This window comes from Ureibacillus sp. 179-F W5.1 NHS, from assembly GCF_045369345.1.
Lineage (GTDB): Bacteria > Bacillota > Bacilli > Bacillales_A > Planococcaceae > Ureibacillus > Ureibacillus halotolerans.
The window spans coordinates 19,691-40,753 of the sequence record NZ_JBIQFG010000027.1 but is presented as its reverse complement, the minus strand read 5'-3'; the positions used below and the strand labels follow the sequence as shown (position 1 = coordinate 40,753).

Here is a 21,063-nt window from a genome sequence, read left to right as displayed (position 1 = left end):
TCAAACTCTCCATAAAAGAAAATTTGATAAAGCTCTAAATTTACACTGGCATCATAATGATGTCCAAAATTTTGTTTTAACTGTTAAGTTGAAACTGTATTTCATTAACGTTTTGTTGTTCAGTTTTCAAGGTTCACTTTAGTTGCCATCTTCCAACAGCAACTCTTGTATAATAACTCGTTATAGCATTGTTGTCAACAACTTTTTTAAAAGATAATTGTAAGTTGTAAAATCAACAAGACAACTATTATATTATATCAATATACTAAATGGAAGTCAACAATTTTAAATATCATTTAATATATTTCTAACGTCACATCAGCGACTTTTAATATACTACACTCTTATAGAAAAGAAGTCAATACTATTTCTCAAAATTATTCATTTATAAATCAAAATAACGATATTATAAGTTTTTCTTCCTATAGTATTCTTACATTGCCTTTAAAAAAAAAGCGCTTTTTAATTCAAAAAAATCCCCATCAATTGATGATGGGGACGATCTTAAAATTATGAGTAAATTTTTTCATACCATGCTTTAGCTGTTTGAATTTCGGACATCGTTAATTGATGTCCTCTATTTTCCCAATGATCTTGAACATTGGCACCGGCACTTTCTAAAAGTTCCTTTAGTTCAATTGACTCTTGTTGAGGACAAATTGGATCGTTCACACCTGCTGCAATGAAAATATTAATTCCTTCTAGATTTGGTAATTGAATACCTCTTCTCGGAACCATTGGATGGTGCAAAATTGCTCCTTTAAGAGTATCTTGAATATGAAATAGTAAACTCGCAGCTATGTTCGCTCCATTTGAATAACCGATTGCTACAATATTATGACGATCAAATTGATATTTATTAGCAGCATCATCCAAAAATTGATTTAGTTCATTTGTCCGAAAAATTAAATCCTCTTCATCAAAAACACCTTCAGCAAGACGTTTAAAAAACCGAGGCATTCCGTTTTCTAAAACATTCCCTCTAACACTTAATACAGAGGCTTCAGAGTCTATAATATCTGCTATTGGCAGTAAGTCATTTTCGTTCCCACCTGTACCATGCAATAGAAGTAATACAGGTTTATTTGGGTTTGTTCCTTCTTTAAATATATGTCGCATTCAATTTTCTCCTTTATAAACAATCACTTTGGTCTTTTAATAGAAAATATATCACCTAAAGTGGCATAGTTTTGCCCCGCTAAACGGCTAACTGCATCTAAACTACGTTCATCAATATATCTTTTATCCTGATCATAAATTGATTCATCTATATGAAATAACACAACTTCCCCTATAAACAAATCACTTCCAGGGTTTTCTTCATTAAGTAAAGGTAATGCTTGAACAAGTTTACACTCGAACCTTACCTTAGATTCTTTTACACCAGGAACGTTTATCATATCGCTTGGAACTTGAGTCAAATTTGCTATATCAAGCTCACTTTCATTATAAGGTAAGCTAGCTGCCGTTTCGTTCACCTGTTTTACATTGTTTTGGTCAACTATATGCACAACAAACTCTCCATTGTTGTAAATATTGCGAGCTGTATCCTTTAAATTCCCATTTGCTCTTTGTATAGCCACCGAGACTAATGGAGGATTTGAGGAAACAATATTGAAATAGCTAAAGGGCGCTCCATTTACAACGCCTTCATCAGAAATGGTTGTTACAAAGGCGATTGGTCTCGGAATAATCGTGCCTGTTAATATCTTATAATTTTCACGTTCACTATTGTTTTTCGGTTGAATTGAAATCATGTATTTCCCCCTTAATCAATCGGACGTACTTGAATTGGAATAAGTGACATTTCTAATCGGTCACGTAAATGTTCATATTGAGTAGGCAACATGAGTTGACTCCCCATCGTTTCGTAAGATTCATCATGGGCAAATCCAGGTAGGTCAGTTGCAATTTCAAATAAAATTTCACCCGATTCACGGAAATAAATGGCATTAAAATAATTTCGGTCTTTAATTTCAGTTACGTGCTGACCGTGATCCATAGCATACTCTTGCCATTCCATATGCTCTTGATCATCTTTAGCTCGCCATGCTAAATGGTGAACCGTGCCTACCCCCATTGTGCCTCTAACACCTGTAATCATTTTTAAATCAATAATATTTCCAATATCACCTGAAGCTTTAAATCTCGTATAATTTCCTTCTGTCCCTACTAATTCAAGTCCCATTACGTCTACTAAAGTTGACGCAGTTTCTTCTGGACGGGCAGAAAATAAGACTGCCCCGCCAAACCCTTTAATGGCAACATCCTTCGTCACGCCACCAAATGTCCAAGGGTTTAATTCTCCCTGTTCCCGTTCAACAATTTCAAGGTGCAATCCATGGGGATCATCGAATTGAAGAAAAGTTTCTCCAAATCTTTCATTTAATGTATATTCGATTTCAAATTTTGTTAATCTCTCTTTCCAAAACTCCATTGCACCGACAGGAACGGCATAAGTTGTAACCCCTACTTGCCCATCACCAATTTGTCCATTATAAGCGTTAGCCCAAGGGAAAAAAGTAATGATAGAACCTGGTTTTCCACCTTCGTTACCAAAATATAAATGATAAGTACCTGGATCATCAAAATTAATCGTTTTCTTTACTAGACGTAAACCTAGTACCCCAGCATAAAAATCAACATTTTCTTGTGGGTGACCGACGATTGCTGTAATATGATGAATTCCTGTTGTCTGTTTTTTCACTTCAGTTTCCTCCAATTTATGCATAACGTCTGAGCACATCCTTCAAAGGAAATAACTTCAAAGGATTTGCTCAAACTTCATACAACAATATTTTTCAACTTTAAGAGTCCCGCAACAACCTATTAATAGAGACATGTGTATGGATAGTCCATACACATGGTTTCTATTTTATTATCGAATTGTTTTTAAGGCAGTAGACCAAGAAATGACTTGATCTAACATTTGATTTACCGAGTCTGATTGAACAGCTTTAGGTTTGAATTCTGTACCGTTTTCGAAATCAGTGAATAGTGATAAAGCTGGATGTACACGTACGTCAGCAACTAATAACTCACCTAAAATGCCCCGTAAATGTTCCGCAGCACGAGCACCACCTACAGAACCATAAGAAACAATACCTGCCGCTTTATTGTTCCATTGTTCACGAAGTAAATCTAATGCATTTTTAAGAGCACCTGTAATAGAGTGATTATATTCTTGGACGATGAATACAAATCCATCTTGTTTTGCAATCGCTTCAGACCAAGCTGCTACACCAGAATTATCTGCACCAGCTTCACCTAAAAACGGTAATTTATAATCTGCGATATCGATAATTGTATAATTTGCATCGCCACGTTTATCTGCTAACTCTTTTACCCACGCACCTACTTGCGGGCTAACACGACCTTCTCGAGTTGACCCTAAAATAATACCAATATTTAAGTTTGCCATTGTTTCTTCCTCCTTTTGTTCAGTACCAAATAATTTATTTAAAAATCCCATTTCTCTTTTCGTCTCCTTATTCATATTCCTTTTCAAATGTTTTCGTACTACGAACTGTGTCGATAGGTCTTACTAAGCTCTCAATTTGCTCACGTTTTTCTTCAAAGAATGGTGGTAACGATAATTTTTCACCCAGTGTTTCGTATGGTTCATCGCCCATAAATCCAGGACCATCCGTTGCTAATTCAAAAAGAATCGAAGGAGCTACATTCGTATACAAAGAACCAAAGTAATAACGTTCGACATATCCTGAATTCGGTAATTTAAAGCCTTGTAAACGTTGTTGCCAATCATCTAATTCTGCCCGGTCATCCACCCGGAACGCTGTATGATGAACTGTTCCAAAACCTTGTCTCGCTTGTGGAAGAACTGTATTATACTCTACGACAACTTGAGCGCCATTTCCTCCTTCTCCCATTTCAAATAAGTGGAACGAATCTTCTTGAGCGATTTCTCTCATAAAGAATACTTTTTCTAACACTTCTTTAAAGTAGTCAAAGTAGGATGTTCGAACAAATATTGGACCTAATCCAGTGATGGCATATTCTAAAGGAATTGGACCTTTTTGCCATGGAGTTCCAGATGCAACTCCTTCATTAAACTCATCTGAAATAAGTTGGTATGCCTGATCGTCAAAGTCTACGAATGAGATAGTTTTCTTACCAAACTGTTCTTTTATACCAGTATGTTTTACTCCTAGACGATCAAAACGTTTAATCCAATAATCTAATGCAGCATCATCTGGTACACGGAATGAAGTTTTTGAAATTTCATTTGTTCCGTGTACCCCTTTCGGAATACCAGGAAAATCAAAAAATGTCATATCTGTCCCTGGACTACCGACATCATCGGTAAAATATAAATGGTATGTCTTAATATCATCTTGATTGACCGTTTTCTTTACTAACCGAAGTCCTAATGTATAAGTAAAAAATTCATAAATTTTTTCCGCACTACTTGTTATCGCTGTAACGTGATGTAGACCTTTTAATTCATTCATTATAGTTCCTCCAATTTATCTCGAATTCGAGATATTTTTTTTAAAAAATAGAATAGTTTTTTCAAACTATTTTTAGTGTGAATTTCTTTATTTAATTTATTCAAAAAAATTTACGTTTTTATTTTCTTTTTAAAATCTTTAATTCGAGATAATAGTAGCACTTTATTCGATTTATGTCAAACATCACCAAGTACACATTAGTATAACAATGGGTAACCCTTTTGATGGATTACCCATATTGCATACTATTTAAGCAGCAGGGTTAACCTCTAACTCAACTTTAATTTTAATATCTTTACCAACTAGTACACCGCCAGTTTCAAGAGCAGCGTTCCAAGTTAATCCAAATTCTTCACGGTTAATTTTCGCTTCCGCTTCAAATCCATAGACTTCAACGCCCCATGGATTCGTACCTTTACCACCAAATTCTACATCAAATGTTACTGGTTTCGTTACATCTTTTATAGTTAAATCACCCGTTACTTTGTAGTCATCTCCATCTTTTGTGATGCTAGTCGATTTAAAAGTAATTGTAGGAAACTTTTCTGTATCAAAGAAATCTGCTGATTTTAAATGATTATCACGGTCTTCACTGTGAGTATTCACACTTGCAACATCAAATTCAAATGAAATCGATGCAGTTGTTAAATCCGTAAGATCTGCCGCTTCTACATCAGCTGTATAACTATCAAATTGTCCTTTTACTTTTGACACCATCATATGTTTTACTTCAAAACCAACACTTGAGTGAGATTGATCAATTACCCATTTAGCCATTTTTATTTCCCCTTTTTTGTCTCGAATTCGAGATATTATTTTAAAAAAATAATCGGATAACTAGCTCAAATAAAATTTCGAACTAAATTATCTTTAATTCGAGATAAATTTAACATATATCCAAACTAGTTGTCAACGATTTGTTTTAAATTTTTTTAATTCAATAAAAAAGCTGTCTTTAAAAGACAGCCTCTTTACTTCTTCTGTTGTCTTGAATATTTTTCCCACTGTACAAGGGAAGGATATGGGTCGAATGCCCATTCTGTACGACCATTGAACTTGTACATCCCATAATGCAAATGCGGTGGGAATTTACCTGATGTTCCTTCTTTCCCATAACCTGAACTACCAACACCACCGAGCATAGTTCCTGGTTCCACAATATCGCCTATTTTTAAATCTTTATTGAAATAAGAAAGATGGGCGTAATAATGATACGTATTATGATTGTCCCGTATCCCTATACGCCAACCACCAAATTCGTTCCACCCCATTATTTCAACAACACCATAAGATGTTGATAATACAGGTGTACTATATCCTGCAAAAATATCTGTACCTTCATGTATACGTCTTCCGCCCCAGCCTCTATTGGCACCCCATGTTCCTCTATAGCTGTAGTTATATCCACGGACAGGAACAGGGAAAACATGTGTATCTATATTAATCGTATCAAAGTGTTTATATAGTTTAGCAATGGTTAAAATTTGATTTACTACTTGCTCACTTTGATAATATTCCCACAATGCAATTTTAAAATCTTCAACAGTTGGTCCGTATTGACTTAAATAGTTTGACATTGTAAACATAATATCTTCATCATCTTCTGGATTTGCTACACCATCACCATTTCCATCAAGTCCTAAACCACCAAAATATTTTATTGTTAACGGTGAGGTATCATCCGCTAACGGATTAAATGCACCAGCCCAATATTCTTTAGAAAATTGAATAGCTATTATACTGTCTCGTTTTGGTATATCAGGACGTACAGCTTGGATGTTTCTTTCATATTGGTCAATGGCAGCCAAGTGGTACCACGGTACGATGTGATCTTGGAATTGTATATAAATGGCCATTCGCTTGTTCATTATTTCTTCCTGAGATGGTGTTTCTTTTGCACTTCCAACATTCGAAAACATCGCATTAACAACAAAAACAATTAGAATTAAAGGAATTAATCGTCGGACCAAAAAGAAACCTCCTTTCTTCATTAGAATGTCCGAAAAAATTGAATCCATGAGTTTAGGAAATACAGTACTTAGATAAATAATTTGTTCGATTTGTGGAATATTATTTGCAGAAGTTTTTGTCAAATTCCTCAATTTCCGAACAGGAAAATAATACATATGTATGGTAAGATGAGAAAAAATTAATTTTGGGGGAATTATCTCGTGGAAAATTTACAATCGGTTGAACAATTTGAACAACTAAAATCTGAAGGACAAACGATTTTTATGTTTTCGGCGGACTGGTGTAAAGATTGTCGATTCATCGACCCGTTTATGCCATCCATTGAAGAAAAATACGCTTCTGAATATCAATTTATCAAAATAGATCGGGATGAATTCATTGATCTTTGTATCCAATTAGACGTTTTTGGTATCCCAAGTTTTATCGCCTATAAAGATGGTGAGGAAAGCGGACGATTTGTTAGTAAAGATCGAAAAACACAAGAAGAAATTGAGTTATTTATCGATGGTTTAAATTAACAATCATAACTTCTTCGATTGCGGGTATTCTAACATTACAATTAAATTTCACTTCCCTTTGAACGGATTCATTAAGGCAAAAAACAACATCCCCAACGCATTAGGCGAAGGGGATTTTTTGCGGATAGTATTAAATAACACTTCTAATCAACCAAGTAGCAGTCCGGGCTATAATCTCTGTTCTCAATTGCACTAACTCCTCAAATTGATAAAAAAATAATATCTTTTCTTCCTTTACATTGTCCCCCTTTGGTGTTTGCGTTAACACAAAGTGGGCAAATGATTCTGAAAAGTCTTCTTCCGGAGAATACATCGCATATTTTGAAACATAAAAGTCTTCCAATTTACCATGTCCTCCCGATTCCCAAAATTGTTTATAAAAATAGGTTAAATAGGCATCTTTATAAAAACATCCTGAATTTATTAAATAAAGGGACTGGCACCGTTTCTCAGGTACCCAATAGTTCACTTGGGTTTCATTTAATGAAAGGAAATGGGCATATTCATGTAAGTATGTAACAAGGGTTTCGGAGGCAAGTTCAATATCTTTTTGATTCATCCCGAGGGTCCAATACTTACCATACGGGTCATAAAGGGAAACATAAGCGAGGGTATCTCCACTGTCAAACACTTCAAAACGATTAATTTCTTTTCGTTTCGCTTCGGGAATTAACCAACTAAAGCTAGACCATAGGTTTTCATGATAAGTCCTCTCTTCAATGGAAATATTTTGATTAGTATAGATGACTTCCTGGCTATGATCGACATTATAAGTAGTGAGCACCGTTACTCCTTCATTACCAGTTGCAACAGATTCTTCATGAACAAGAGAGCCATAATCGGCTTCAAGACCTTTAATAATACGATTCCCCCATTCAATACAGGAATCATCATCTATACATTGAATCTCTAAGGCACAAATGTCCTCCCCTTCAATGTAAATCTCGTTACTATAGCAAGCATTATCTAGTAATTGAACTTCGTCACCGGAAGCCTCCAATTTTTTTGTATCTCCTTCAGAAACTTCTACAACTGAACTAGCTTCTACTAATGGTTTAGTTTCTATTGTTACAACTGGCTTTACTTCCACTGACTCTTCACAACCTACTAAAAAGAAAGTAAAGGTAACTAAGAGAAAGCGGAGAATTTTCAAAGAAATGCACTCCCCCTACCAAATAATGTCTCTATATATTACGAAACAATTGGAAATGAAATGAATGAATTGAAAAAGTTTTTGTCGCTTTCTTGTTACATTTTCCTTATTTTATCGACAACAAAAAAAGGGGCGTCTATATGTACAGCGCAACCCCTTCTCATCAATATTATATTTTATTAGTTATAACCTCGTTCACCAAAAGGCTTTAACTTTTCTAACCATTTTTGTTGTAATTCCTTCAAAGCTTCTTTTTCATTGAAATATGGGTCCTTCTCATCTTTTTTTAATGATTCTAATACCGTAACCGAAAAGGCATCTTTTCCAAATTGCGTCCAATCCGCTTGGAGCGCTTTGTTTTTAAAAACTTGATTGTCTAAACTAAATTTTACACCGTTAATGGTTTTTAAGTTACGTGTACTGTCAACAAACACTTTTCCATTTACATTGTTTTTAATTTCATACACACCTGCAACAATGGCAACCTCTTGGTATTGTTGCTTTAACTCTTTTTTTCTATCCATCCGTATCACCTACATTCTTTTAATCATGTTACTTCTTCAACCAATACATGCTGCCATCTAATTTCCGATCTAAAAACCCATACTCAATTAAATATCTTCGAATCAATACATAGTCACTGTAAATCATTTTTAATATGTCATTTAGTTTTTTTTCTGTATAAGTTGCATTGGGATTAAGACGGTTCGCAATTGCTCGTAATACTACAATGCGTTGCTTTTCCTTAGGAGGAAATTTCGCTAAAGGACCAGATAACCCTTCCTGAAAATACTTTTCCAATATTTTCGATTGTTCCTCAGTTGTTACCGCATAACGGTCGTCTACCATTGTGGCATGTTTATGAGGCTCCACAAATGCAGGTGCATATTGATCCTTTTCCTTCAACAACTCCATAATAGCTAGAAATGTTTTAGCTTGACGTTCCTTTTCCTTCAACATAAATCGATGATGTCGAATTGTAGAACTACTGCCAATTTCCATTTCTTGTTGAATCTCTTTATCATTTTTACCAGCGTAAAAATGGCGTAGCAACATCGTTTGATGCTCCGTTAAACCAGTTACTTTTTTATCTAATCCGATTAAATAATCAAATACAGAGCCATGATTTTTTTCAATGTGTAAACGAATAAATCGCTCTGCTTCATAGAAAACCTGTTCCTCAGGATATATAATCCCTTTTTCCACTTGTTCTCCGCATAATAAACATGAGTATCTATATTGATCTTCCGTATATCCCCTTTTAATTTCCTCTAAAGATGCATTCCAAAATGGTTCCAACTGGTTCACTTTTTCTCCCCCAATACTAACGTCAAACATAAATGTTTATAAATAGATAAACAAAACTAAAATTCGTTTATATTTATACAAACACTTTAATTGATTGTTTAGTTTTTGTCAATCTAACAAAAAACTTGTAAGGACGAAGAAATCCTTACAAGTTTTTCTACTTTCTTTTAAGTTTAATTTGCGACGATTAGTTTTGATGCAATATATTTGCGTGCTTCTGCAGTAAGTAATTGTAATTCTACAATTTCCCGTTCACCGGCATCATGACTTGTTACAAAGTCAACGAACGTACCACTTAAATTCTCGAAAATACTTACAATTTGATAGCCCTTATCAAAGTAACTATCAATTTTTCTCTTCTCCTCTAAATACTGCATATGCTCTGACACACGTCCACCTCACTTTTTCAATTGAAACTCTATTCCATATGACAAAAGACTTGAACTTTACTTTGCTACTTTATCCATTTTGAAGCGGGCAATGCTCGATTGTCTCTCATTCCATGTCATACTTGGTAAAGGTTGTTTCATTTCCACCATATTGATAGCACCTTCAACTGGACAAACAATCGCACATAAATTACATCCGACACAATCCTCTTCCCGTACTTTCAAATATGGTTCACCTTTTTCATTTTTCAACATGTCAATACATTGATGAGACGTATCTTCACAAGATATATGGCACTTATTACAATTGATGCACACATCGTTGTTAATGCGCGCTACCACTTTGTAATTTAAATCTAAGTCGCCCCAATCGGAATATTTCGGAACCGCTTTTCCGACGATATCCATTATGGAAGTAATTCCTTTTTCATCGAGATAATTGTTTAAGCCATCTATCATATCCTCCACAATGCTAAAACCATGATGCATTGCTGCTGTACATACTTGGACACCGGTAGCCCCCATTAAAATGAATTCAACGGCATCTTGCCAGTTAGAAATTCCACCGATACCAGAAATAGGGACATTAATAAGCGGATTTCTTGCACATTCGCCTACCATATTAAGGGCAATCGGCTTTACAGCGGGACCACAATAGCCTCCATGGGCTCCCTTTCCTGCAACATGGGGGATCGTGTTCCACGTATCCAAATCGACACCCATTAAACTGTTTATTGTATTAATCATACTAACAGCATCGGCTCCACCTTGAACTGCTGCTTCTGCTGTAACGGTAATATCCGTTATGTTAGGAGTGAGTTTGACGATAACAGGTGTTTTTGCTACTTCCTTCACCCAATAGGTTTGTTTTTCAACTAACTCAGGTACTTGCCCAGAAGCAGCTCCCATTCCGCGCTCAGCCATTCCATGGGGGCAACCAAAGTTCAACTCCAACCCGTCAACCCCTACTTCTTCAACCCGCTTTACGATTTCATGCCATTTTTCCTGTTTTGGTTCGACCATAAGGGAAGCAATAATCGCATGATTAGGAAAACGTTTTTTCGTCTCATATATTTCCTTTAAATTTACTTCTAAAGGGCGGTCCGTAATGAGCTCAATATTATTAAATCCCGCTACCCGTTGACCATTAAAGCTGAGGGCTGCAAATCGGGAAGTCGTATTAATAATTGGTTCGCCTAACGTTTTCCAAACAGCCCCTCCCCAACCAGCATCAAAGGCTCTTTGTACTTGGTATCCCGAATTGGTCGGTGGTGCTGAAGCAAGCCAAAAAGGATTGGGTGACTTAATGCCCGCTAAATTGATTCGTAAATCTGCCATTAATAGTTCCTCCTTTATTACGCAATTTCCGATTGCAGCACAAATGAACGGTGAATGGCTTTTGCGACTTCCTTCCCTTGCTGAGCAGCAGTCACAACCATTGCCTCCCCTTGACCATTTCCAAAAACGACATCACCACATGCATAAACTTTTTCTTGAGATGTTTGATAGGTTTCTGGATTTACCTCTACTACACCCTTTGAATGATCTAAACCGAACCTTTCTATTAATTGAATATGTCTCGATTGGCCAATCGCCTTAATGACCACGTCCGTTTCTAAAACAAACTCAGATTGTTGGATAGGAACTGGCTTTTGTCTTCCATCTAGACCTATTTCCCCTAAATCCATTTTTATACACTCTAATCCAACCACTTCATTTTGTTCATTTCCGATAATTTTCGTTGGTGCGGTTAACCATCGAAACTCTACACCATCTTGCTTAGCAAAGTCGTATTCAAACTGATAAGCCGTCATTTCATTTTTCGTTCTACGATAAACAATCTTAACGTTGGCAGCACCTAATCGAACAGCCGTTGTAGCTGCATCAATAGCCGTATTTCCCGCACCTATTATGATGACCTTTTTACCAACTAGCTCATTGGTTGGCTCTTCCATCTTTGTTCTTTTTACAAATTCAATGGCGTCATATACACCCTTTAATGTTTCCCCCTCAATCCCAAGATGGGGGACGTTGCCCATTCCGACGGCTACAACAACTCGATCAAATTGATTTAGAAGTTCCTCTGTCGTAATGTCGATCCCTACAACTGTATTCGTTTTAATGTCGACATTCAGTTGTTTTACTTGTTCCACTTCCCACTGAACAACTTCCGTCGGCAATCGGAATGAAACAATACCATAACGATTTAATCCACCAGCTTCTTTCTCAGCTTCAAAAATAGTTACTTGATAACCTAGTAAACTTAACTCTCTAGCTGCCGATAATCCTGCTGGACCACTGCCGATTATGGCCACTTTTTTACCGTTTCTTTCTCCTACTTCAAACAACGGTTTCCTTTGTTGCATTGCCCAATCCGTTGCATAACGTTGAAGATGACCAATTGAAATCGGTTTCGTTTCGTTATTTAAAACACAAGCTCCTTCACATAACTCTTCCGTTGGACAAACCCGCGCACAACTAGCACCGACAGGATTTGCTTCTAATATCGTTTTAGCTGAACCTTTTAAATTTCCCGATGCAATCTTTTTAATAAATTTAGGAATTTCAATGCTAGTCGGACAAGCCTTTATACAAGGTGCGTCATAGCAATATAAACAACGATTGGCTTCTTCGATAGCTTCCCTTTTCGTTAAACCAGGATGAATTTCTTTAAAATTATCAGTTAGGTTTAAAGAAATTTGCCCTCCAGTAAGTGAACTCATTTAATCCCCCCTAAAGTAAACTCAAGCTTAATTAGGTACTACAGCTTCTTCATCACTTAGTTTTTTTGCCAGTTTGCGTTTAATATATTTACCATAATCAAGGGAACCTACAAATTGCTTGTCTTTTATGACGTATTCGCCCCTTAGTAGCACACTAATCGGCTCACCCGTTACTTCCAAACCTTCAAAGGCGTTATAGTCAACGTTCATATGATGGGTTTGAGCAGAAATCGTTCGTTTTACACTTGGATCAAACAGTACAATATCTGCATCGGACCCAACTGCAATCGTTCCCTTTTGCGGGTATAAACCGAAGATTTTCGCCGCACTCGTTGAAATCATATCGACAAAATCATTTAAAGAAATGCGTCCCTTTGCGACACCCTCTGAATATAAAACAGAAAATCGATCTTCAATAAAGGGACCGCCATTAGGTATTTTAGAGAAATCATTTAATCCTAGTTGTTTTTTACCGTTGAAGTTAAAAGAGCATTGATCGGAGCCAATTGTTTGTAGTTGTTTTGCTTTTAATGCATTCCAAAGAGGTTCTTGGTGAGATATCGGTCTTAATGGTGGTGACCATACATACTTAGCACCTTCAAAATTAGGTTTTTCCAATGCCGTTTGGTCTAATGTTAAATATGGAGGACAAGTTTCACCATAGACGTCATAACCCTTTTCGCGGGCTTTTATAATTTCGTCTACTGCTTCTTTACAAGTTACGTGGACAACATAAAGGGTTGCTCCTGCTACATAAGCTAATTCGATTGCTCGTTTTGTCGCTTCTCCCTCTAATTCAGGAGGACGTGTTAGAGCATGGTAAATGGGTGCTGTATTGCCTGCTAATTTCGCTTGTTCAACGAGTTCATCAATTACTGATCCGTTTTCACAATGAACCATGACAACGGCGCCTGTTTCTTTTCCAATTTTAAAAGCTTTATATAAAGTACGATCCGTTGCTTGGAATTCCTTTGCATAGGCCATAAACACTTTAATAGACGTAATGCCTTCCTTTTCTAAAAGAAGGGGCAGCTCTTTTTCTGTTTCTTCATTTAAATCGCTAATCATTAAATGATACCCATAGTCAATCGCCGCTTTCCCCTTTGATTTTTCGTTCCACTTTTCAATAGCATTCGATAATTTTGTTTCACCTGCCGTTAAGCAAAAGTCTAAAATCGTTGTTGTACCACCAAACGCAGCAGCAATCGTACCTGATTCCCAATCATCATCGGTAACCGTATTATTAAAAGGCATATCTAAATGAGTATGCGGATCGATGCCCCCCGGGAAAACATATTTTCCTGTTGCATCAATTATTTCCGCTTCCGAGTCGATAATCTTCGCGGCAATTTGAGCAATCTTTTCATTTTCAATGAGGATATCCGCTTTATACGTATCAGTTGCTGTTACAATTGTGCCGCCTGTAATAATTTTCTTAGTCATTTACATTTCTCCTTTTCCCATTGTTATTAAACTAAATGAACGCTTCTTTCATCGCAATCTTCGTCTGAAGATTTAAAACGGTTTCTAAAAGAACATCCGCCCCCTTAACACAATCTTCAAAAGTTGTTTCCTCTTCTTCACAATGGCTTTTCCCTTTTATACTTGGAACAAAAATCATTGCCGAAGGAATATAAGACGCCATAAATTGGGCATCATGTCCTGCCCCGCTATATAACCGTTTAGATGAATATCCGTAACCATGGCAAGCTTGTTCAATTTGATTGCAAATGGACGAATCAAAATGGACAGTATCCCGATCCCATAATTTCTCTTTTTCTATCTTGCATTCCCCTGATTCTGCTGGAAGGGAATGAATGATTACTTCTACTTTTCTAATTTTTTCTGGCTGTTTATGACGGGCTTCAATAGTAAACACGACTTTGTCTGGAATAACGGTATGAATATTTGGGGTAACATTCATTCGACCAATAGTATAAACAAGCTCATCGTCAACCTTTGCTAAATCTTCTATAAGCTTTGTTATACATTTATTAGCTAAAAACAAAGGATCGTTTCGCATTTTCATCGGTGTTGTTCCCGCATGATTGGATTCACCAAATATACGAATTTCATAGCAAACCATTCCTAGTACGCCTTCTACAACGCCTATTTCAATTTGCTCCGCTTCAAGAACTGGTCCTTGCTCAATGTGTAGTTCTATATAAGCTGAGGCTTCTTTTAATCGGTTTTCTTCATCTCCCTCATAACCGCTCTTTTGCAAAGCTTGTTTAAAGGTGACTCCATCTTTATCTGTTGATTGCATCATTTTCTGTTTATCAAATTTTTTTGATAAAATTCCTGAACTCATCATAGAAGGTTCGAAACGCGCCCCTTCTTCGTTCGTAAAATTGACAATGGTTAATGGAACATCCAGTTCAATGTCATTCTCCTTAATTGTTTTTATTGCTTCTAATGCCGTAAGAATTCCTAGTACTCCATCAAATCGTCCCCCTTTTACGACAGAGTCAAGGTGAGAACCCATCACAATCGGAGGTAGATCGCTTTTTCCTGGGAGTGTTGCATACATATTCGCCAGATCATCTACCCGAATTTCCAATCCTAACTCTCGACAACATTCGTAAAAGTAATCTCGTGCTTGTACATCTTCTGCAGATAAAGAAAGTCTTGTTACACCGCCGTTTTTAGTAGCTCCAAAGCGACTAAACATAACAATCGATTCCTTTAATCGGGCTTCATTACATTTGTACATCAAACACCCCTCCAATTAACCTACGTTAGTATTAGTAACATATGGATTTATTGTTAATTTTAATGTAAAATTAATTCACAAAATATGGTCAATCGATATAAAAATTTTTGTGCAAATGCACTATTCTAATGTTAAAACTTCTAACAATCTATTTGATGAAAGGAGTTTCATATGGCTACAATAAGCGACTTATTATTAGAACCTGAATTTCGACAGCTTCATTTGATTGCAGGTGAAAAGGGAGTATATAGACAACTATCTGGTATTAATGTTATCGAAAGTGCAGATTTAATTCCCTTTTGCCGTCCAAATGAACTACTTGTCACTACAGGAATTCAAATGAAAAATAATGCCAGTCAATTAGAAGAATTAATAAGCAAGTCCTTTGAAAAGAAAGTGGCAGGTTTTATCATCAATACTGGACCTTACATATCTCAAGTACCATTAACAATCATTCAATTCGCCAATCAAAACCATTTCCCTATCTTTGTGATGGACTGGAACTACCGCATTGCAGATTTACTAAAAAATACCTTCCAATTTATCTCATTAAAACAACAATCGCTTCATGAACAACAAAGTGATGAAAAGCTTTTATACAATCTGATTTTCCGTTATGATCAAAATATTTTTCGAACATCTATCCCACAACAATTAGAGAAACGGGGATTTCCTAAAGGAGCAGAATTAGGAATCATAACTTGTACAACGTCATCTTCCTCCAAAAATAGCATTAATCGTTATACAGCTATTATTTTTTACGAATTTCAAAAACGCTATAATTATTTCCTAACTCTAAAACATAACAATCAACTCATCTTCTTAATAAATCGCCATGAAGTTAAAACAGAACAATTACCTTTTTCTAAAACAGTAGAAAAAATATACGAAAAAGTGGTCGACTTAAATGGACAACTGGATTTAATCATTGGTATGGGGAATTTTTCAGCTTCCTTGGAGAACGTATCTAAAAGTTACAACGAATCATTAACTGTCATCCATCTAGTACAACATCATAAAAATCCTTTTATTCATAAGTACAAAGAAATCGGCACGTATAAAATTATTATGGGTGTTGCAGATCAATCAATTATTAAACAATTTCAACAAGACATGCTTGGCCCCCTTTATATGTATGATCATTTGCATGATACAGATTTTGTTCCATTTTTACGCGTTTTTCTCGAAGAAGGTGGTAGCCCAAATAAAATAAGCCAAAAGCTGTTTATCCATCGAAATACTGTCACTTATAAAATTAAAAAAATAGAATCTTTACTAGATGTGGACTTAAATAATACCTTTACGAGAACAAATTTAAATGTTGCATTGATGATTGAGGATATTTTGAGTCAGAAAAGTTGAATGTAAATAGTGGATTTAGGTTTTATCTATTATATGCCCCTCTGTCTTCCTTAGAATTGTAAATGCCATGAACATGTTAATTTCAGCTATTAGAAACTTATGAATAAATGGGACCTAACGATATAATATTTGTTCCCCCATTATAAAATAATGGATATTTATCATTTTTCATCTTCATAATAGTAAATTTGCGCTAATAATTCCGAGTTTGGAAGAATAATATGAATAACACTAAGTTTACATGGGGGTTTACGGGTGGAAAACGTGAGGGCAATTGCTACTTTTCAGCTAATTGGCGAGGAAGTTTACCGGACAAATGCATTTATTCAATTTGGAACTTCCCGAAAGTCATTAGGTGCCGTTGTGATGTTAAATCCTGGTTCTGCTCATTTAAAAGGTGAGGCAAAGAAAAAACTCATTATGAATGGTTCCCATACCGACGAAACAACATTAGACAATACAATGAAACAACTAGTTCAATTTATGAAAGCTACCCATTCTGAATTAGATGGCAGGCTCCATCTTTACAATTTATTTTATGTACGTAATACAATAGGAATTGAAGCAATTGAGTTATTTGAGCATTTGAAAATAACCGGCAAATATCCAACGATTACTCTCCCTTCTTTACTAGAAATGTCCCAACATCCGTGGATTTTAATCGGTTGGGGAGTTGAAAAAAGAAGCCGATGGAGATTTTTTGAGGAAGAGAAAAAAGAATGGCTCCAATTGATCGAAGATAGCGGAATCCCATACTTCGGTATTCAATCAGATAATAACGAATACTATCACCCATGTCCAAATGGTCCTGCCAAAGCTGAACGACTTCAACAATTAATTGAATCTTTTAACACACACATATCCAATTACCTTCATTAAAAAAGAACTAATATCCCTAAGATAGTGAGATGATCTATCTCTGACCCTTTAAATTCAGTTTGTATTAGAACAAGAAAAGAGCTAGGATTCAATTCCTAGCTCTCTTTTTATTTCATTTTTGCTATTTTTCTCATACGGTCAACTAAAAAGCCACCTTTAAAGGATTTCGGCTCGTAAGAAATAATGAATGCCTTTGGTTCTATTGACTCAACAAGTTCAAAAAGCTCCTTTTCCCGGTTTCGCTTTGCCAAAATCTCATACTTATATCGATCACTATCTCGACCTTCTCCAACAAACGTCGTAATAGCAAATCCATTTATTCTCAAAGTATCGATGAGCTCTTGATTTTTATGTTGCGTATTAATGGTGACATAAACATATCCAATTGCTAATTTGTTTTCAATTTTTGTTCCTAAAAACATGCCTAGTCCAAAACCTACGGCATATACAATCATAGCCAATAAGCTTTGATCTCCATTAAATACTAAAGAAAGTCCAAATACATAAATCAGCATTTCTAATATCCCAAAAACGGCTGCAAACATCGTTAAATTCTTTACTAGAAAAATGGTCCGTAACGTTAATAACGGTACATATACGAGTTGTAACACTAGTATTAACAAAATATTGGTCATTGGAAACGCCTCACTAAAAATTAGAGTTTTACTACTATTCTTTACCCATAATTAAGTATTGTACTCGTGTGAATGAATATGTTCTAGCCTTATTTTCAGCCCATCTTTTAAACAAATTATTGAAAAAAACAGTACTTTAAGTTATTCTATCCACTTTAATTTTCCCTATTTTTCAAAAATCAAACAATGTTAACTTCTATCAGTATGACTTATACACCCAATCACTCTATACTAGTTTTACAACTTAATAATTAAAATTCAATAAAATTTTAAAAAACCCCTTCGAAAAATTCGAAGGAGTTTATGATATTTAATCGTTTATAATGGCCACCGCGCGTACTGGAGAGGCTGTTGCATTTTTTAATTTTAAAGGTAATGCACTAAAAGTGAAATGTTTGTCCTTTGGTAATTGATCTAAGTTAACTAAATTTTCGATGATATAAATAGGTACAGGTAAGATTTTCATATGCACTTCACGCGCCATATTATCATGGGTATCAATATTTGCTAGATCTAATCCGACACATTTTACTTGATTATCAATAAGCCAATCACCTGCACTTGGAGCAAACGCCCCCTCTTCAAAAAATCCTTCTTCTCCCCACTGGCCTGTACGAGTTCGTATTAGTACAATATCATTTTGTTGTACTTCAATTCCCTGTGCTGCTACTGCTTTTTCTAACATGTCATATGTTACTTCATCTTTTGCTTGTTTAAACGGTGTCACATCTAAGCAAACCGCTTCACCGTAACATCGAGTTAAATCCATTTCTGCTGTTGACTGACTGTTCCGTATAAAATGCAAAGGCGCATCAATATGTGTCCCACTATGATCGGACATTTCTAAAAAGCGAGATTCAAAGCCTTCACACGGTTCTACGTAACGATGGCCGGAATTTTCAAAAGTGGATTCTGGTCTTATAACGATTGGCGGATGGGATAAATAGGATTTCAATCCGTCATAAATTTCTAAAGTTAAGTCAATTATTTTCATAAGTAAGCCTCCTACATTGATATAACTACTTTTCCACTGACTTTATTTAATGCCTTTTCAAACCCTTTTGTACATTGGGTAAAGGGTACCTTTTCTGCTATTAACTTTTCAAATGGATATGATGGAATGGCAGCTAATTTTAATACTTCTTCATAATTTCTTCTTGTGATGCCATAGCTTCCATCTATAGAAATTTCACCTCGAACAATTTGATCCATTGCAATTGAGAAAGGGGCAGAGTTAATCCCAACAAGTACTAATTGACCACCACGTTTTAATAATCTCACCGCCATTTGAGGAACCGTCGGATGTCCAGAACAATCAATGATAGCATCGTAGCCTTTAAAATCTTTTGATAAAATTTCTTCTTCCGACATAAAGGTAGATTTTATTCCTATCAATTTTGATAACTTTAATCGATTTTCATCGACAGCTGTACCGAGCATATCTACTTGCTTGTTACCTGAACCGATTAATACAGCTGCTACACCAAACCCGATAGGTCCCGGTCCAACGACTAGTATACGCTTACTATGAAAATGCTCTACTTTTTTTACAGCAGTATAACTTACTGCAAGAGCTTCAGAGATTGCCGCTACACCGTCTGATACGTTTTGATCAATTGGAATAATATTCTTTATATCTACAACCATTAATTGTGCCATTCCACCAGCTTCTCTAAATCCATAACGTAAAGCTTCAATCGGTGTTTTGACTGTTCTAAACTCGTTAAAATCACATCGATTCGTTTCCCCGCGAAGACAAAAGTCACATTGTCCACAGCTTTTATAAGGGTCGATCACTACTCGTTTACTTAAATATTCAGTAGCATTATGGTTACCTACCGCGATTACTTCCCCTACCACTTCATGACCTAAAACTAATGGATAAGTGACCCAATCATATCCCCCATGGCCATCATACATATGTAAGTCACTTCCACAAATTCCAACAGCTTTTACCCGTATTAAACATTCATTGTCTTTTAATTCTGGTACTTCATATTCAACAAACTTCACGTCATGTTTGGCAGCTGAATTTTTTACTAATGCTTTATACTTCATTACGATCCCCCTCTGAGACGACTTCAATCACTCGATTTAAAATGTTGTTCTTCTTTGATTGATAGGCTTGTACATCGATTGTTTCCCAATTATAAAAACCTTTTTTCGTTTTTAACCCTAAAGAACCACTTGCACATTTCTCTTCAAGAATCGGTAAAGGAGTTGGACGATTTTCAAGAGTTGGATATACATATTTCGTAATTGCTAAATGGGTGTCTAATCCATTTATATCTCGCTGCTCAAGGGGCCCCGTATTCGCTAAGCGAATTCCAAGACTCCATTTCGCAATAAAATCCAGTTCCTCCGCAGATACAATTCCCTTTTCGACTAGCGACATCGCTTCCCTAGCAAGGGCGCTTTGAAGTCGATTAGCGACAAATCCTTCGATTTCTTTTTTTAATAAAACAGGCTTCTTTTTCATCGACTTTAATAAAGCCATTACATCCTCAATTCTAGATTGTTCCGTATACTCGCTTGGCACAACTTCCACTAAAGGAGAAATATTGGCTGGCGAGAAAAAATGGGTGCCGATAAGACGACCTTTTTGTTCCATTAATTTTGCTACTTCACTAATTAAATAACTCGAAGTATTTGTACATAACGTAATATTTGGCGGGAAAAGTTGTTCAAGTTTTGCAAATAAATGTTGTTTAGCCTCCAAATTTTCAGGAATCGCCTCGATAATAAAATCTAAATCTTCAATAGTACAAAGTTCATCCAGTATCTGAATATCGGAAAGTCGTATATCGTTCATTAATTCGATTCTTTTCTTTTCAAACGTTTCATAGATTGAAACTTTTACTCCGTGGGCATTAAAATAAGTCGCTAATGCGGTACCCATAAACCCTCCACCAATGACTAATATTTTCATCTATACTCTCC

General features: G+C 35.8%; 22 protein-coding genes. 3 read left to right on the top strand and 19 right to left on the bottom strand.

Annotated features, from left to right (window positions below; genetic code table 11):
* Window positions 1-510: 510 nt before the first annotated feature.
* From ACH0B5_RS12290 to ACH0B5_RS12260, 7 genes are all read right to left on the bottom strand, one after another.
* Window positions 511-1,119 (bottom strand): alpha/beta hydrolase, encoded by a 609-nt coding sequence (locus tag ACH0B5_RS12290; RefSeq protein ID WP_122972035.1) that lies wholly within the window; start codon window positions 1,117-1,119, stop codon window positions 511-513.
* Between the two features lie 23 nt (window positions 1,120-1,142).
* Window positions 1,143-1,757 (bottom strand): flavin reductase family protein, encoded by a 615-nt coding sequence (locus tag ACH0B5_RS12285; protein WP_122972034.1) that lies wholly within the window; start codon window positions 1,755-1,757, stop codon window positions 1,143-1,145.
* An 11-nt stretch (window positions 1,758-1,768) separates the two neighbouring features.
* On the bottom strand, window positions 1,769-2,707 hold the full coding sequence (locus ACH0B5_RS12280; protein WP_122972033.1) for a ring-cleaving dioxygenase: 939 nt from the start codon (window positions 2,705-2,707) through the stop codon (window positions 1,769-1,771).
* A gap of 171 nt (window positions 2,708-2,878) precedes the next feature.
* Window positions 2,879-3,472, bottom strand: a complete 594-nt coding sequence (locus ACH0B5_RS12275) for an NADPH-dependent FMN reductase (RefSeq protein ID WP_122972032.1) — start codon at window positions 3,470-3,472, stop codon at window positions 2,879-2,881.
* A 16-nt stretch (window positions 3,473-3,488) separates the two neighbouring features.
* Window positions 3,489-4,472: a ring-cleaving dioxygenase gene (locus tag ACH0B5_RS12270; RefSeq protein WP_122972031.1), complete on the bottom strand. Its 984-nt coding sequence runs from the start codon at window positions 4,470-4,472 to the stop codon at window positions 3,489-3,491.
* Between the two features lie 249 nt (window positions 4,473-4,721).
* Complete coding sequence (locus ACH0B5_RS12265) at window positions 4,722-5,249, bottom strand: YceI family protein (protein ID WP_122972030.1); 528 nt, start codon at window positions 5,247-5,249, stop codon at window positions 4,722-4,724.
* A gap of 194 nt (window positions 5,250-5,443) precedes the next feature.
* Window positions 5,444-6,442, bottom strand: coding sequence for a M23 family metallopeptidase (locus tag ACH0B5_RS12260; protein ID WP_406927882.1), 999 nt, complete (start codon window positions 6,440-6,442; stop codon window positions 5,444-5,446).
* Between the two features lie 201 nt (window positions 6,443-6,643).
* On the opposite strand from ACH0B5_RS12260, the gene ACH0B5_RS12255 reads away from it, so the two are divergent.
* Window positions 6,644-6,961, top strand: coding sequence for a thioredoxin family protein (locus tag ACH0B5_RS12255; RefSeq protein WP_122972029.1), 318 nt, complete (start codon window positions 6,644-6,646; stop codon window positions 6,959-6,961).
* Window positions 6,962-7,091: 130 nt separating this feature from the next.
* Here ACH0B5_RS12255 and ACH0B5_RS12250 read toward each other — a convergent pair whose 3' ends face one another.
* The 8 genes from ACH0B5_RS12250 to ACH0B5_RS12215 all read right to left on the bottom strand — a co-directional run bounded on the left by ACH0B5_RS12250 (window position 7,092) and on the right by ACH0B5_RS12215 (window position 15,247).
* Window positions 7,092-8,114, bottom strand: coding sequence for a hypothetical protein (locus ACH0B5_RS12250; protein ID WP_122972028.1), 1,023 nt, complete (start codon window positions 8,112-8,114; stop codon window positions 7,092-7,094).
* 179 nt (window positions 8,115-8,293) lie between these two features.
* Entirely contained in the window at window positions 8,294-8,638 is a 345-nt protein-coding gene (locus ACH0B5_RS12245; protein ID WP_122972027.1) for a GIY-YIG nuclease family protein, read from the bottom strand.
* A gap of 28 nt (window positions 8,639-8,666) precedes the next feature.
* A complete protein-coding gene (locus ACH0B5_RS12240; protein ID WP_241559310.1) occupies window positions 8,667-9,422 on the bottom strand; it encodes a DUF2087 domain-containing protein in 756 nt (251 codons plus the stop codon).
* 173 nt (window positions 9,423-9,595) lie between these two features.
* Window positions 9,596-9,811, bottom strand: a complete 216-nt coding sequence (locus ACH0B5_RS12235) for a hypothetical protein (RefSeq protein ID WP_122972025.1) — start codon at window positions 9,809-9,811, stop codon at window positions 9,596-9,598.
* 57 nt (window positions 9,812-9,868) lie between these two features.
* Window positions 9,869-11,149 carry an NAD-dependent dihydropyrimidine dehydrogenase subunit PreA gene (preA, locus tag ACH0B5_RS12230; RefSeq protein WP_122972024.1) on the bottom strand — a complete coding sequence of 427 codons (1,281 nt, stop codon included), beginning with the start codon at window positions 11,147-11,149 and terminating at the stop codon, window positions 9,869-9,871.
* 17 nt (window positions 11,150-11,166) lie between these two features.
* Window positions 11,167-12,534: an NAD(P)-dependent oxidoreductase gene (locus ACH0B5_RS12225; protein WP_122972023.1), complete on the bottom strand. Its 1,368-nt coding sequence runs from the start codon at window positions 12,532-12,534 to the stop codon at window positions 11,167-11,169.
* A 27-nt stretch (window positions 12,535-12,561) separates the two neighbouring features.
* Window positions 12,562-13,977, bottom strand: a complete 1,416-nt coding sequence (gene hydA / locus ACH0B5_RS12220; RefSeq protein WP_406927881.1) for a dihydropyrimidinase — start codon at window positions 13,975-13,977, stop codon at window positions 12,562-12,564.
* Between the two features lie 31 nt (window positions 13,978-14,008).
* On the bottom strand, window positions 14,009-15,247 hold the full coding sequence (locus tag ACH0B5_RS12215; protein ID WP_122972021.1) for a Zn-dependent hydrolase: 1,239 nt from the start codon (window positions 15,245-15,247) through the stop codon (window positions 14,009-14,011).
* Window positions 15,248-15,418: 171 nt separating this feature from the next.
* Between ACH0B5_RS12215 and ACH0B5_RS12210 the strand changes: the two genes are divergently transcribed.
* Together ACH0B5_RS12210 and ACH0B5_RS12205 are read left to right on the top strand one after the other, a co-directional pair.
* Complete coding sequence (locus ACH0B5_RS12210; protein WP_122972020.1) at window positions 15,419-16,609, top strand: PucR family transcriptional regulator; 1,191 nt, start codon at window positions 15,419-15,421, stop codon at window positions 16,607-16,609.
* A gap of 255 nt (window positions 16,610-16,864) precedes the next feature.
* Entirely contained in the window at window positions 16,865-17,488 is a 624-nt protein-coding gene (locus tag ACH0B5_RS12205; RefSeq protein WP_122972019.1) for a DUF1643 domain-containing protein, read from the top strand.
* A 107-nt stretch (window positions 17,489-17,595) separates the two neighbouring features.
* Here ACH0B5_RS12205 and ACH0B5_RS12200 read toward each other — a convergent pair whose 3' ends face one another.
* The 4 genes from ACH0B5_RS12200 to ACH0B5_RS12185 form a co-directional block, all read right to left on the bottom strand.
* Window positions 17,596-18,123, bottom strand: coding sequence for a DUF2179 domain-containing protein (locus ACH0B5_RS12200; RefSeq protein ID WP_122972018.1), 528 nt, complete (start codon window positions 18,121-18,123; stop codon window positions 17,596-17,598).
* 310 nt (window positions 18,124-18,433) lie between these two features.
* Complete coding sequence (locus ACH0B5_RS12195; RefSeq protein ID WP_122972017.1) at window positions 18,434-19,117, bottom strand: cyclase family protein; 684 nt, start codon at window positions 19,115-19,117, stop codon at window positions 18,434-18,436.
* 11 nt (window positions 19,118-19,128) lie between these two features.
* The gene (locus ACH0B5_RS12190) at window positions 19,129-20,181 is read right to left on the bottom strand and encodes a zinc-dependent alcohol dehydrogenase (protein WP_406927880.1); all 1,053 of its coding nucleotides are present in this window, start codon (window positions 20,179-20,181) and stop codon (window positions 19,129-19,131) included.
* Window positions 20,171-21,052, bottom strand: coding sequence for a 3-hydroxyacyl-CoA dehydrogenase NAD-binding domain-containing protein (locus ACH0B5_RS12185; protein ID WP_122972015.1), 882 nt, complete (start codon window positions 21,050-21,052; stop codon window positions 20,171-20,173). Before ACH0B5_RS12185 ends, ACH0B5_RS12190 begins: the two co-directional genes overlap by 11 nt.
* Between the last annotated feature and the right edge of the window lie 11 nt (window positions 21,053-21,063).